The following is a 14,583-nucleotide window of genomic DNA, read 5'->3' as shown; positions in this document are numbered from 1 at the left end:
TTAATTGATCAAACAGTTAATCGATTAAACGATTAAGTTTTCATTATTGGTGTAAACCACATTCTTTATAACTTGATTCCCACCACCATCTTCCTGCTCTTATATCTTCTCCAGCAGTAATTGCTCTGGTGCAGGGAGCGCAACCTATACTCACAAATCCTTGTTTATGCAATGTGTTTTGTGGAACATTATTTATTTCTAAATAGTCTTCAACATCTTTTAAAGTCCATTTTAATAAAGGATTAAATTTTAATATGGCAAAGTTTTCATCATATTCAAAAAGCGCTAGGTCATTTCTATTTACAGACTGTTCCGCTCTTAAACCTGTGATCCAAACTGAATTTCCTTTCAAAGCTTTAGTTAGTGGAGCTACTTTTCGAATGAAGCAACATTCTTTTCTGTTTTCCACGGAATCGTAAAAACTGTTTGGACCTTTTTGATTTAATAATTCTTCTACTGCGGTTGCTTCTGGAAAATAGGTTTTAATATTCATTTTATACTTGGTCAAGGTTTTGTGAAAAACGTCATACGTTTCTTGAAACAACCTACCTGTATCTAATGTAAAAATGGTGATTGGCAAATTTTGACTCGCAATTATATCAGTAATTACTTGATCTTCCTGCCCAAAAGAAGTTGAAAAAACCGCTTGATTTTTAAATTCATTTGCTAAAAAAGCTAATGTTTCCGCGATAGAAAATTTTTCTGTTTTATCAATTAATATCGATATTAGTTCTTTATCCATTTTGCTACTTAATTTTGATCTATTACCCTATAGGCTTTATAGATTATATCGCAAAAATAGTATTTATTTTTAATTCACAAAATAATTTAAAAAAATTATTGGTTGTAAACAGCAGGTTTGACGTGAAAACTAGCATAAATTTCAGCACATCTAGTTCATGATTTATTATATTCTAGAAATTCGACAAGTAAATTATGATATTGGTAAAAATTGCCATTACTATTTACCTAATACGTAAATCGCACACTAACAAAATATTTAGTCTACTTATCCCATAGGATGATTTATTATTAATATTTATTTTTGTCGAAAATTATAGTATGGATTTTGAATTTGGATTAGTAGTTGCTGGCTTAGCCGTTGGTTTCATCGTTGGTATGACTGGAGTAGGAGGCGGCTCATTGATGACACCCATTTTGTTATGGTTTGGAATTCCACCTACAACTGCAGTGGGCACAGACTTACTTTACGCCGCCTTTACTAAAATGGGAGGCGTTTATGTACATCACAAAAAAAAGAATATAAATTGGACTATCACAGCATGGCTTTCTCTAGGCAGTATTCCCGCAGCTCTACTTACATTATGGATTTTACATAGTATAAAAACCGATATTACGGTTTTAAATAACGTCATAAAACAAGGATTAGGATGGGCTCTTTTACTTACCGCAGTAGCTATTATATTTAAAAAGAAACTTTTGTTACTTTCACAAAAACATGCTGGTGACAAATTTCATAGTGAAAGTAATACACAGAATTTACTAACTGTTATAATCGGATTAATACTAGGAGCAGTTGTTACATTAACATCTATAGGAGCTGGCGCTTTAGGAACTGTAACTTTATTTTTCTTATATCCATTATTAGCTACTCCGCGATTAGTAGGAACCGAAATCGCTCATGCAGTTCCATTGACACTTGTAGCTGGACTAGGGCATGCTTCAATGGGAAACCTAGATCTTGGATTATTAGCGCAATTAATGATAGGATCACTACCAGGAATATATGTTGGAAGCATGTTAAGTGGAAAAGTTCCAGATCTATTTCTTAGAAATGCAATCGCGATAATGCTATTTTTTGTAGGATATCAATTAGTTTTTTAGTTTTTTGAATTAGTAAAGTTTTTTAAGCCATATAAGTCTCATAATTTTTCATTTACTCTTTTATAAATACATTTAATTATAGAGTTCTTGCGCTATATTTTAAGTTTAAAAATAATGCTAAATAACTGCTACAACCTTATCTCCCTAAGACAAAATTTTATTTTTTGCTGCGTGAGGGGTTGCTGTCAATGTATTCAAGTTAAGGATAATAATTAAATAGTGTTTTTGTTTTTGTGATTCCTACGAAGGAGGACTCAAGGGTTTACCTGAAAAGGCGAAGAAATCTCAATAAACGAGAGCAACAAACAAAGATTCTTCCTTCGTCAGAATGACAAAGTTTGAGAGCTAAAAGCGTTACTTAATGACATTGGGATTGCACAGGAAATTCTTTTTTATTTTATAAAGCGGTAGCGGAATAAAATAAAAAAGATTGTAACGAAAAGCCCGACCCGAAGTTGTTAGGAGGAACGACGAGGCAAACTGAAGGGTCACGCCCAAATAAATACCCTTTTATCAAATGATTTAAAAAGCGATATCGGCAAGGGTATTACTTTCTAAAATTTGCAAGGTATTGTCGCGCACTTCAATCATTAACTTGCGAACTGCACAAGCGACTTCATCTTTACAATCCTCACATTTTTCATAGAAATTATGACTAGCACAAGGTAAAAGTGCTATGGGCCCTTCAAGAATGCGGTAAACATGAGCCATATTAATATCTTTTGGCTCCTTAATTAGATAGTAACCGCCACCTTTTCCTTTCTTTGCACCTAAAAATCCAGAGTGACGCAGTAACAATAATATACTTTCTAAAAATTTTAACGAAATGTTTTCACTCTTTGCTATTTCAGCAATTGCGACTGGCGTACTGTCCTTTTGACGTGCCAAAAAAGTCATCGCTTTTATTCCGTATTTAGTTTTTTTAGAAAGCATTGATGCGATTTTTGATTTTTTAATGAGGATTAACGATTTTTGATTTAATAAAAACCATCATACTTTAAATTATTCGTTCAAATCTACAATGTAAAAACGTTAATCACAAATCTAAGGTTAAGGAGAAATATTAAAAATATTTTCTGAAATGCAAATTTATATTACCGAAATTAAACATCAAAAATATTTTTAACTGGAAAATTGAGATTTTCAAAGGTTGGACTTTTTAGTAAAGTTCCATTTGTAGCTGGCTTTAGACCAATATATTTATCATTTTTTAAGACATAAATGTAAACTGTTTCATCGCTTGGATTTACGATCCAATATTCTTTTACGCCATTCTCTTGATATAAATCGAATTTTATGTTCATTTCTCTATTAGAATTTCCAGGAGAAAGAATTTCAATAATTAAATCAGGAGCACCTAAACAGCCTTTGTCGTCTAGTTTACTAATGTCGCAAATTACACATAAATCAGGCTGAACAACTGAAATAATTTTATTATCGGTGGTACTCACTAAATGATTTATAAGACGAATATCAAAAGGTGCAGCATACATTTTACATGAAGTTTCACTAAAAGTTTTATCGATTTCGCGCGTTAGCCTCCACGAAATATCTTGATGTTTCCTGCTTGGAGCTGGACTCATCTTGAAAATCTTTCCTTTTATCAACTCTACACGCTCTTTAAATTGCCATAGCAAATAATCGGCATAAGTGTAATTTCCATTTGGATCTAGTTGATTAAAATTCGTAATAACAGTATTCATATCGATAGCGTTTAAAATAAAGTAATTTTTTATATTAGAAAATTTTTTATAACAATCCCTTAAATATATTATCAATCTAGGTTCTTTTAAAATAATCACTTGGTAATTTTCAAAAAGCCAGATTGCTTTAATAATAAAAGCCAATTAATTGTATAAACTTAAATCGAATATCTTTATCTAAACAACAAAAATATCTTTAACAGGAAAGTTGAGATTCTCGAATGTTGGACTTTTTAATAGCGTATCATTTGTTGCTGGCTTTAACCCAATATATTTATCATTTTCTAAAACATAAATATAAACTGTTTCATCTGTTGGGTTTACAATCCAATATTCTTTTATCCGGTTTTCTTGGTATAAATCGAATTTTATATCCATTTCAATATTAGAATTTCCAGGAGAAAGAATTTCAATAATTAAGTCAGGAGCACCTAAACAGCCTTTGTCGTCTAGTTTACTAATGTCGCAAATTACACATAGATCAGGCTGAACAACTGAAATAATTTTATTGTCATTTGTGCTTGATTTATAATTAATTAATCGAACATCAAATGGTGCAGCATACATTTTGCACTCTTTATTTTTTAAAAACTTTGCTAAAATTAAAGTTGTCGCCATTGAAATATCTTGATGTTTCCTATTAGGAGCTGGACTCATCAGAGAAATCTTTCCTTTTATCAACTCCACACGCTCTTTAAATTGCCACAGCAAATAATCGGCGTAAGTGTAACTTCCATTTGGGTCGAGTTGATTAATATTTGTGATAACAGTGTTCATATCAATAGTGTTTAAAGCAAAGTTAGGTAATTTTGTTACAGAAAATATTGAATTAATGCTGAACGTATCGTTTACAAAAATTCGCTGTAAATCTGCAATATAAAATCGTTAATCACAAACCTAAGATAATGCCTGCTCTAGGTCGGTTATTACATCTTTAACCGTTTCTAGTCCTACTGATACGCGGACTAAACCATCTGTAATACTCACCGCCAAGCGTTCATCCACTGATAATTTACTATGAGTTGTAGATGCGGGATGCGTAACAATTGTTCTAGTGTCGCCAATATTGGCAGAGAGGGAACACAATTTTATTTTATCTAAGAAAGCTCTTCCTGCTTCTAGTCCGCCTTTAATTTCAAAAGCGATAATATTTCCTCCTAAGAGCATTTGCTTTTTAGCGATTTCATATTTTGGATGTGATTTCAAAAACGGATATTTCACGTTGTTCACATTGGGATTGTTTTCTAGAAATTGGGCTACTATCAATGCGTTTTCACAATGTTTTTCTACACGAACTGCTAATGTTTCTAAACTTTTAGATAAAATCCAAGCATTAAACGGCGATAAAGCTGGACCAGTATTTCTAGAAAATAAATATATTTTGCGAATCAAATCTTCATTTCCTACGGTAACACCACCTAGAACTCTGCCTTGACCGTCAATTAATTTTGTAGCAGAATGAATTACTAAATCAGCGCCCCACTTTATAGGTTGCTGAATGTACGGCGTTGCAAAACAGTTGTCAATTACCAAGATTAAATTGTGTTTTTTAGCAATGTTGCCTAATAATTCTAAGTCTATAATATCTACTGCTGGATTTGTTGGAGATTCTGCATATAAAATTTTAGTGTTTGGCTTTATGAAATTTTCAATCATCTCTGGTTTATTGATATCAAAATAAGAAGTTTCAATATTCCATTTTGGAAAATAAGTCATAAACAACGCATGTGTAGAACCAAATACACTGCCTGCAGAAACGATATGGTCTCCTGAATTTAGTATTGCTGCAAAAGTCGAAAACACTGCAGCCATGCCTGTTGCAAAAGCATAACCAGCTTCGGCACCCTCCATTTTGCATATCTTTTCGACAAACTCACTCGTATTAGGATTGCTAAAACGGCTATAAATATTTCTTTCTTTTTCCTCTGTGAAGGAAGCGCGCATGTCCTCGGCATCATCAAATACAAAACTAGATGATAAATATAAGGGAACAGAATGTTCTTGAAATTGTGTTCTTTCTAACTGGGTGCGGATGGCTTGGGTTTCAAAACCAAATTCTGAATTGTTCATAATATGAAAGCCTCATTATCCCAAAAGAGGAAATAATTGCGAGGAATTTAATGGTTAATATTGTGTTCTTTTTTAGAATCAATGGTCTAATTAAAAAATCTTTTAACTTTCTAATTTTTTTCCATTCAAAACCACTTTATAATGTACTGTTGCAGTGGGCTCTAACGTTTTAGAAACAGAGCAGTATTTTTCAAAAGATAGTTGTGCTGCTTTTGCTGCTTTATCTTCTTTGATATCACCTTCTAAGTAGAAAACAACATAAATGTTTTTAAAAGGATTTGCCTCGCCTACTTGAACTCTTTCACCTTCTACCTCAGCTTTGAAAGATGTGATTTCTTGTCGTTGCTTTTTTAAAATCGAAATCATATCAATGGCGCTGCAGCCCGCAACCCCCATCAATATTAATTCCATAGGACTTGATCCCATGTCATTGCCTCCAAATTCTGGACGGCTGTCTACGTTTACTAAATGCCCTCTTTCATTTTTCAATTCGAAATGGAAATTGTCGTTTACTCTGTTTAACGTTACTTTCATAATTCTTTAATTAAGCGCTGATGATACGGTTTTACACTGTAACTTCAACGGATTTGTTTTTAACTGAACACTCAAAATTGAACACTGATCACTTTTAATTACCCTTTATCCGACAATCTTAAAATATCTCCAAAAACACCTCTTGCTGTAACGGCTGATCCAGCGCCAGCGCCTTGAATGACGATTGGTCGATCGCCATAAGACTCGGTGTAAATCTCAAAGAAAGAATCAGAACCTTTCAATCCCCCAAGAGCTGTATCTGAAGGCACGGAAACTAATTTTACTTCTAATATGCCTTTATCATGCTGCAAATCTCCTGATAGTTCTCCTATATATCGCAGGACATGATTTGGTTTTTGGTCCTTTTTAATTTTATCATAAATAGGATCAAATTCTTCTAATTTATTTAAGAAATCAGCAACATTGCCTTTCCTTAAATGTTCAGGAATAAGGTTTTGAATAGCAACCTCTTCAAACTCATTTTGCAAGTCTAATTCTCTCGCTAAGATCAATAATTTTCTACCTACATCATTACCACATAAATCTTCTCTTGGATCTGGTTCAGTATAACCATTATCAATTGCTTCTTTCAGAATTTCGCTAAATGGAGCATCCTTTGCAGAGAAATTATTAAATAAATAACTCAAAGTCCCGGAGAAAACACCTTTGATTTTAGTAATATTCTCACCTGAAAGATGCAATAATTTTATAGTATCAATCAATGGCAGTCCAGCTCCAACATTGGTTTCGTACAAATAATTTTTCTGGTTGTCAGCTAGTGATTTTCTTAAATCTTTGTAAAATCCGTAACTTAAAGTATTGGCTACTTTATTTGACGAAATTAAATCAAAGCTACTTTCTACTAATGGAATATAATTCTCCACAAATGTGGCGCTAGCGGTATTGTCTATTGCAATTAAATTTTCTAAATGATGCTCATTAGCGTAAGCAATTACATCCTCGATTGTATAAGAAATACCACTGCTCTCGATTTCATTTCTCCAGTTTGTTGTCACTCCGTTTTTATTCAATAGAATATTTCTAGAATTAGCAATTGCAAAAACATTCAATTTGATATGCTTTCTTTCTTCAATTGCTTGTGCTGATTCTAAAATTTGATTAATCAAAGTTCCACCTACTAACCCATGACCAAAAATAGCAATGTTGATTTTCTTTGAAACTCCAAAAATCTCACCGTGAATAACATTTAATGCCTTGTAAAGTTCCGTTTTCTTAACAACTAAACTCACATTCTTGCCCGTTACTGTATTATTAAAAAGGATTGGGATTATTTTATTTTTAATTAAGGCTGTATATGGTTTATGAAAAGTACTTAAATCCTGACCTATGATTGAAATTACTGAAACATTATCAGTTACCGTAATTTTATTAACATCTTTCGAATAGAAATCGTTTTCAAATTCCTTTTCTAATTCAATCATTGCTTTTGTCGCTTTATCAGCGGCAACTACTAAACCAATTCCTCTTTCTGATGATCCTTGAGAAATGATACTTACACTAATATCATTATCGCCCATCACTCTAAAAATTCGGGCATCAACTCCTGTTTTTCCCAGCAATCCCCTTCCTTCAAGATTCACTAAAGCTACGTTTTCTAAAACTGAAAGCGTTTTTATTCCCGCTCCATTAGCATTAGATGTGATAAGAGTTCCTTTATTCTCGTGATTGAAAGTGTTCAAAATACGAAGCGGAATGTTTTTTTCCAATAAAGGAATTATGGTTTTTGCATGTAGAATTGTAGCTCCAAAATTAGCCAATTCATTTGCTTCATTAAAAGTCAAATGGTCAATCTTTTTAGCATCAAGAACTAAATCAGGATTAGCGGTGTAAATTCCGTCTACGTGCGTGAAATTTTGTAATTCTTCTGCATTTATAAAATTCGCTATCAAAGACGCCGTGTAGTTACTTCCGTTTCTGCCCAAAGTTGTCGTTTCGTGTTTTGCATTGGCACCAATAAAACCTGTAATTACTAGAACAGTATTTTGATTTTCTTTAAATATCTGGATAATATTCTTTTTAGAAAGTGTTTCTAAAGGTTGCGCATCGCCAAAATTAGAGTCTGTTACAATTAACTCTCGGGTATCAGCTAACTTTGCAGGAATACCTCGATTATTTAACAACGATACTAATAACTTAGCCGCGAGCACCTCACCTTGTGCTAATATTTGATCTTGAATTTTAGGACTATAATCGCCTATCAAGCTTACCCCTTCAAAAAGCTTATCTAATTTATCAAATTCTGTCGAAAAATCAATAGTTTCAAAACCGTCTTTTTGATAGTTTTTGAAGCTCTCTAAAAGTGGTTTATAATTTCCGTTCCTAACCGCAATGGTAAGAATATCATCCAACTCGTCCGTTGCTTTTCCTCGGGCTGATACCACTATTGCCACTTTTTCTTCTTGTTTTATTTTACTTTCAATAATATTTAAAACTGTATTGATCCCTTCGCCATTTGCTAAAGATTTACCACCAAATTTCAGTATTTTCATTTGTTTTTTATTTTTGAAGACGACCTCTAATAAATTGTCTAATTGTTCGTATTCCATCAAAAAGGCATCGTGCCCATGTTGCGAGTCAATCTCACTATAGAATACATTATTTTTGAATTTTTTTATCTCGTTGTACGTTTCCTTATTCTCCTTTGCTGTGAAAAATAAATCAGAGTTGATTCCTACTATATAAATATTTGCTGCTACTTTAGCAATAAGTGACTCGAAAGACTCTTGATTCCGAGTAATATCAATCGTTTTCAAAAGTTGGTTCATCATTTTATACGCGGAGAGCTGAAACCTTTTTTCTAATTTTTCACCGTGATAATTCAACCAACTTTCTACTTGAAAAGTTTCTAGTTGTCTATTAATATCTCTGTTAAACTTTTCTTTAAAAGATTCTGGAGTTCGGTAGCACATCATGGCGTGAATGCGCGCATCTTCGATAGGTTTTTTAGAATTGTTCAAAATTTTCTCCTGCAAATAACAGTTGGCAATTAACCAATCTGTCGCTTTCCAATCGGTTGCTATAGGGATAAAATTTTGAGCTAACTTAGGATCTAAAGCCAAAATTTCCCAACCTATTCCCCCACCTACAGATCCGCCTATAAGTGCAAATAAATTATCAATCTTTAATACGCTGAGTCCTTCGAGAAAAATTCTAGCGATATCTCTAGCTATAAAATCTCTATAATTCTCGATAGTAGGTGAATTGAAACCATTTCCTGGCACATCAAAAGCGACAATCGTATATTTCCGAGTATCAATGGTTTTATCGATTCCTACAATATCATTCCACCATCCAGACTCGCCAATTACTTGTGAGTTTCCAGTTAATGCATGATTGATTAAAATTATAGGAGCCGTGTGTAATGGTGCACCAAAAACCTGATAACTTAAGTTTAGCGTAGCATAAAAAGCACCATTATGGGTGGTGAAATTTTCAAGGGTAATGTGTGTTGGTTTATTTTCCAATTTGCAAATCTTTTATAATTTTTGATTTGTGTGTGGAAATATTAGAAAGAAAGCTAGGAGTTACTAGACTAGTTCTTAGTGTTATCTTTCCACGGGAAGCGTGGTAGAATGCAGCACCTTCTTCGATAAATCGAAGGGTTGCTAAGGCTTCATCGGGTCTAATCCCTCTGCCTTTCTTTATAACATTTCAATACGTTTACGAACTTATTGATGCAAATTAAGCACTATTTTTTTTAACAACCAAATTTTTATGCGCAATCGAAATAGTTGTTCCAGCTTTTAATCAGAATGGAATAAAAATGAAAAATTGTTATTTTAACGAGAAATCTGAAGAAAATTTTCTCCGTCAATTCATTAAAATAACAATTTTAAAACTTCTTTTAGAAATTTCATCCACGAAAATAAATCGTGACCGTTTAAATAAATAACGCGTCATTTTCTTCAGAATACATTAGAAAAAGTAATGAGCTAGGCACTGTTTTTTGTGCTAACGCATTTTTTGAAATTTCGAATCTTGGATGAATCAATTTATTGGACTCAGCACGGATTCCTACTGTTCTACTTTTAGCAGCAAAAGTCTTTAAAAGCCCAAACGGCCTTAAGAAAAAATTAGTAACACTCATAACATTTGAATTTAGATTAATTATTTATTTTCTATTGTCTTATTTTTTAATAACATAATTTTTAAAAGCAAAAACCCTTTTAGATTTATATCCAAAAGGGTTTTAAGTTATATTATAAACTTACACTTTTGGAAATCAACGGTCATAAATATACAATGTAGTATTTAAGAGCGTCCTTGTTGCGACTGAGGTGTAACATGTTTTTTGTACCATAATTTTAATATTTATGCTTACCGTTTCGTTTAAAACGCATCTCAGCCATTTAATATTTAAAAAAAAGCTTCCTTTAATCTAAGGAAGCTTTAATCTTATAATTCGATTTTAAATTATGTATAAAGCAACCCTTAGGAAGTTTCCTGAGCGACTATAATCATACTGTAAAATGTTGAAATCATTTTCCTTTGATATTTTCTCAAAAGTGCAAAATATATTTCAATAAACCAAATAAATTCAGGAATATTTCTTATTAATATTGACTTTTTAGATTGTACTAACTTATACTAATTGAGACTTACTTATATTTTCAAAAACAGTTTCTAAATCTTGAATTAAATCTTGAATGTCTTCTAAACCAACTGATAATCTAATTAAATCCTGAGACACGCCAGCGGCTATTTGCTCTGCTGCTGATAACTGTTGGTGCGTGGTACTTGCGGGATGAATTATCAATGACTTAGTATCGCCAATATTTGCCAATAGTGAAAATAATTTAGTTTCATCTGCTACTTTTTTAGCAGCTTCAAATCCTCCTTTAAGTCCAAAAGTGACAATACCACTTTGACCTTTTGGCAAATATTCTTGCGCTAATTCATAGTATCTATTTGCTTTTAATCCAGGATAATTTACCCACGCTACCTCATCATGATTTTCTAACCATTGCGCCAGTTTTAAAGCATTTTCACTATGACGTTGAATTCTTATTGGTAGTGTTTCTAAACCTTGAATAATTTGGAACGCATTAAACGGACTTAAAGCAGCACCAAAATCGCGCAAACCTTCAATTCTTACTTTAGCGATAAATGCAGCACGACCTATAACTTCATGATACACTAATCCATGATAACCAGCGGAAGGCTCGGTAAATTCTGGGAATTTTCCATTAGACCAGTCAAAATTTCCAGCATCGATCACTACACCTCCAAGCGAGGTTCCATTTCCAGTTATGTACTTTGTCAAGGAGTGAATAACAATGTCAGCTCCATATTGAATTGGGTTTAATAAGTACGGTGATGCAACTGTGTTATCAACCATAAAAGGGACTTTAGCGGCTTTGGCCTCAGCCGAAATACTTTTTAGATCCAGAACATCTAATTTTGGATTTCCAAGTGACTCGACAAAAAATGCTCTTGTGTTTTCCTGAACCGCATTCTTAAAATTGCTAGCATCAGAAGGATCAACAAATGTGGTTGTAATGCCAAGTCTAGGCAAAGTAACTTTTAGTAGATTGTATGTGCCACCATACAAACTGTTAGACGCCACAATATGATCTCCAGCTTTCAGTAGAACTAATAATGCTGTTGAAATTGCGGCTGTTCCAGATGCAGTTACCACAGCTCCTATTCCTCCTTCAAGCGTTGCTAAACGTTGTTCTAAAATATCGTTAGTAGGATTATTTAATCGCGTATATATAAAACCAGGCTCAGAAAGTGCAAATACATTTGCAGCATGATCAGAATTGTTGAATACATACGAACTCGTTTGGTAAATGGGAACGGCTCTGGTTCCAGCATTTTTAGTTACGTCGTGTCCAGCGTGTAAAACGTTTGTTTCAAATTTTTGTGTGCTCATAATTTTTAGATTTAATGGTAGTTAGTTTAAATATTAATAGTTGATTTTTAATTTATGTATTTAATATGTTGATAAGAATGATAACATTTTAAATTAAGCTCATAAAAAAACCTCTACGATTAGCAGAGGTCTTTATGATATGTTTTAAAACTTAAAACTATATTACAGCGAACTCTGCGGAAGATTCCAGCATCATTATCCACATATTCATTGTAATTAAATTCATTGTTTCTTTTTTGATGAAGCAAATTTGCAAACTATTTTTGAGTAAACCAAATAAATTTTAAATTAATTTATAAATCCTATGGATTTAGTAGGCTATGTTAAAAAATCTTAAATTATCGTAAAAAGGCAAAAGATTAATTTACAATTCAAAATGGTTTCATACATTTGCATCCAAATACAAGAGGAAAAATTTGAACTGATTGCAACCTCTTCATAATGAAAACTATTCGTTATGGATGCTGAATATTTTTCAGTAGAAAAAATGCTAAAGCAGAAATTCTTCTTTAGCCCTTTTCAGCAATTTTTTTTCTCGTTTAATTTAAAAAATAATATTTATTATGGCTTATTTATTTACGTCAGAATCTGTAAGTGAGGGACATCCAGACAAAATTGCAGATCAAATTTCAGACGCACTAATTGATAATTTTTTAGCATTTGATGCTGATTCAAAAGTAGCTTGTGAAACTTTAGTTACAACTGGTCAAGTAATATTAGCTGGTGAAGTAAAATCAAATACATACTTAGATGTCCAACACATCGCTCGTGAAGTTATCCGTAAAATTGGTTACACGAAGAGTGAATATATGTTTGAAGCAAATTCTTGCGGCATTCTTTCGGCAATTCACGAGCAATCAGCTGACATCAATCAAGGAGTTGACAGAGCAAATCCTGAAGAGCAAGGCGCCGGTGACCAAGGAATGATGTTTGGTTACGCAACCAATGAAACGGAGAATTTTATGCCACTTGCGCTTGATTTATCGCATAAATTATTACAAGAATTAGCAATTTTGCGTCGCGAAAACAGTGAAATCACCTATTTGCGTCCCGATGCTAAATCTCAAGTGACTTTAGAATATAGCGATGATAATAAACCAACACGCATTGACGCAATTGTAATCTCAACGCAACATGATGATTTTGATGAGGAAGCTACTATGCTTGCCATAATTAAAAAGGACCTGGTTGAAATTTTGATTCCAAGGATCATTGCAAAAAATCCTGCTCATGCTCATTTATTTAATGATGCTATTCAATATCATATAAATCCAACTGGAAAATTCGTTATTGGAGGACCACACGGAGATACTGGATTGACTGGAAGAAAAATAATTGTAGATACGTATGGTGGAAAAGGCGCTCATGGTGGTGGTGCTTTCTCTGGAAAAGATCCTAGCAAAGTAGATAGAAGTGCGGCGTATGCGACACGTCATATTGCTAAAAATTTAGTTGCAGCGGGTGTTGCTGATGAGATTTTAGTTCAAGTTTCGTATGCAATTGGCGTAGCACAACCAATGGGAATTTTTATAGATACGTATGGAACATCAAAAGTAAATTTGACTAATGGAGAAATTGCTAAGAAAGTAGAAGCTATCTTTGATATGCGTCCTTACTTTATTGAGCAACGCTTAAAATTAAGAAATCCAATTTATAGTGAAACTGCAGCTTACGGACACATGGGTCGAACTCCAGAAACAGTTACAAAAACATTTACTGCTCCAGGTGGATTGACAAAAACAGTCACAGTAGATTTATTTACATGGGAGAAACTAGATTTTGTAGATCAGGTAAAAACTGCTTTTGGTTTATAATTTATAAAAAATAGTATTCTTATTTTTTATAAAATAAAACAAAATATTTTATAAGCCGCAATTCAAATGAACTGTGGCTTTTTAATTTTTATAAAGTGGTTACGAATTAAAAAAACCGCCATTTCAGTAGAAATGGCGGTTTTTTTTTTAAAATATAAAAAAAATATCTTAAAGCTTATAAGTAATTCCTATTTTACCGCCACTATTTACATTTCCTCCACCTATTTGTAAATTGACAGCAAATTGATCCGTAAAGAAATAACGGCCTCCTACTTGAAGTCCTAGACCAAAAGAATCAGCATCATCTGCATCACTAACATCTTTTGACCAATTGTAAAAATTTAGATTTGCTCCAGCATAAAAATCCCATTCACTTGGTATTTCAAATGCTTCATTAAAATGATAATTACCGTTTGCTTGAAGTCCTAAAATATTAGCTGATTTAAAGGATTGATAAGATAATTCACCTCCAACAGTGAAATTTGGTGCTACTCCATAATCTAATCCAGCATATACAGGAGTTCCCCAACTTGAAGATCCAAACCCAGCATTAACTTGTAAACCTCCTTCTTCTAAAGGGGCTTGTGCATTAGTAAAACCAAAAACTAACATCGTTATTAAAAGAGCTATTTTTTTCATAATTGAAAATTTTAAATTTAATCAATCTCTTGTTTATAGAAATTAAGTTGGCAAAAATAGTCCTTTTATACGCAATACAAAT

At 32.8% G+C, this 14,583-nt stretch carries 12 protein-coding genes and 1 riboswitch; of the genes, 2 read left to right on the top strand and 10 right to left on the bottom strand.

Annotation, left to right across the window (positions count from 1 at the left end; all coding sequences use genetic code 11):
* Nucleotides 1–43: 43 nt before the first annotated feature.
* Complete coding sequence (locus RCH18_RS03750) at nucleotides 44–742, bottom strand: phosphoadenylyl-sulfate reductase (RefSeq protein ID WP_326935431.1); 699 nt, start codon at nucleotides 740–742, stop codon at nucleotides 44–46.
* Nucleotides 743–1,062: 320 nt separating this feature from the next.
* Between RCH18_RS03750 and RCH18_RS03745 the strand changes: the two genes are divergently transcribed.
* Nucleotides 1,063–1,845, top strand: coding sequence for a sulfite exporter TauE/SafE family protein (locus RCH18_RS03745; protein WP_326935430.1), 783 nt, complete (start codon nucleotides 1,063–1,065; stop codon nucleotides 1,843–1,845).
* A 522-nt stretch (nucleotides 1,846–2,367) separates the two neighbouring features.
* On the opposite strand, the gene RCH18_RS03740 is transcribed toward RCH18_RS03745, so the two are convergent.
* From RCH18_RS03740 to RCH18_RS03705, 8 genes are all read right to left on the bottom strand, one after another.
* Nucleotides 2,368–2,778 carry an RrF2 family transcriptional regulator gene (locus tag RCH18_RS03740; RefSeq protein ID WP_326935429.1) on the bottom strand — a complete coding sequence of 137 codons (411 nt, stop codon included), beginning with the start codon at nucleotides 2,776–2,778 and terminating at the stop codon, nucleotides 2,368–2,370.
* Nucleotides 2,779–2,948: 170 nt separating this feature from the next.
* Nucleotides 2,949–3,548 carry a Uma2 family endonuclease gene (locus RCH18_RS03735; RefSeq protein ID WP_326935428.1) on the bottom strand — a complete coding sequence of 200 codons (600 nt, stop codon included), beginning with the start codon at nucleotides 3,546–3,548 and terminating at the stop codon, nucleotides 2,949–2,951.
* 177 nt (nucleotides 3,549–3,725) lie between these two features.
* Entirely contained in the window at nucleotides 3,726–4,325 is a 600-nt protein-coding gene (locus RCH18_RS03730) for a Uma2 family endonuclease (protein WP_326935427.1), read from the bottom strand.
* Nucleotides 4,326–4,445: 120 nt separating this feature from the next.
* Nucleotides 4,446–5,618, bottom strand: a complete 1,173-nt coding sequence (locus RCH18_RS03725; RefSeq protein WP_326935426.1) for a trans-sulfuration enzyme family protein — start codon at nucleotides 5,616–5,618, stop codon at nucleotides 4,446–4,448.
* A 102-nt stretch (nucleotides 5,619–5,720) separates the two neighbouring features.
* On the bottom strand, nucleotides 5,721–6,152 hold the full coding sequence (locus RCH18_RS03720; protein ID WP_326935425.1) for an OsmC family protein: 432 nt from the start codon (nucleotides 6,150–6,152) through the stop codon (nucleotides 5,721–5,723).
* A 98-nt stretch (nucleotides 6,153–6,250) separates the two neighbouring features.
* Nucleotides 6,251–9,637: a bifunctional aspartate kinase/homoserine dehydrogenase I gene (gene thrA, locus RCH18_RS03715; RefSeq protein ID WP_326935424.1), complete on the bottom strand. Its 3,387-nt coding sequence runs from the start codon at nucleotides 9,635–9,637 to the stop codon at nucleotides 6,251–6,253.
* A gap of 78 nt (nucleotides 9,638–9,715) precedes the next feature.
* Nucleotides 9,716–9,823: riboswitch (SAM riboswitch) on the bottom strand.
* A gap of 230 nt (nucleotides 9,824–10,053) precedes the next feature.
* The gene (locus tag RCH18_RS03710; RefSeq protein ID WP_326935423.1) at nucleotides 10,054–10,260 is read right to left on the bottom strand and encodes a hypothetical protein; all 207 of its coding nucleotides are present in this window, start codon (nucleotides 10,258–10,260) and stop codon (nucleotides 10,054–10,056) included.
* A 495-nt stretch (nucleotides 10,261–10,755) separates the two neighbouring features.
* A complete protein-coding gene (locus tag RCH18_RS03705) occupies nucleotides 10,756–12,048 on the bottom strand; it encodes an O-acetylhomoserine aminocarboxypropyltransferase/cysteine synthase family protein (protein ID WP_326935422.1) in 1,293 nt (430 codons plus the stop codon).
* Nucleotides 12,049–12,611: 563 nt separating this feature from the next.
* Here RCH18_RS03705 and metK point away from each other — a divergent pair.
* The gene (metK, locus tag RCH18_RS03700; protein WP_326935421.1) at nucleotides 12,612–13,862 is read left to right on the top strand and encodes a methionine adenosyltransferase; all 1,251 of its coding nucleotides are present in this window, start codon (nucleotides 12,612–12,614) and stop codon (nucleotides 13,860–13,862) included.
* Nucleotides 13,863–14,030: 168 nt separating this feature from the next.
* Here metK and RCH18_RS03695 read toward each other — a convergent pair whose 3' ends face one another.
* Nucleotides 14,031–14,501: an outer membrane beta-barrel protein gene (locus tag RCH18_RS03695; protein ID WP_326935420.1), complete on the bottom strand. Its 471-nt coding sequence runs from the start codon at nucleotides 14,499–14,501 to the stop codon at nucleotides 14,031–14,033.
* Nucleotides 14,502–14,583 lie beyond the last annotated feature (82 nt).

The organism is Flavobacterium sp. PL11 (genome assembly GCF_035985025.1).
Taxonomy (GTDB): Bacteria; Bacteroidota; Bacteroidia; order Flavobacteriales; family Flavobacteriaceae; genus Flavobacterium.
The sequence above is the reverse complement of the archived record's forward strand: the minus strand, read 5'-3'. Positions and strand labels throughout refer to the sequence as shown.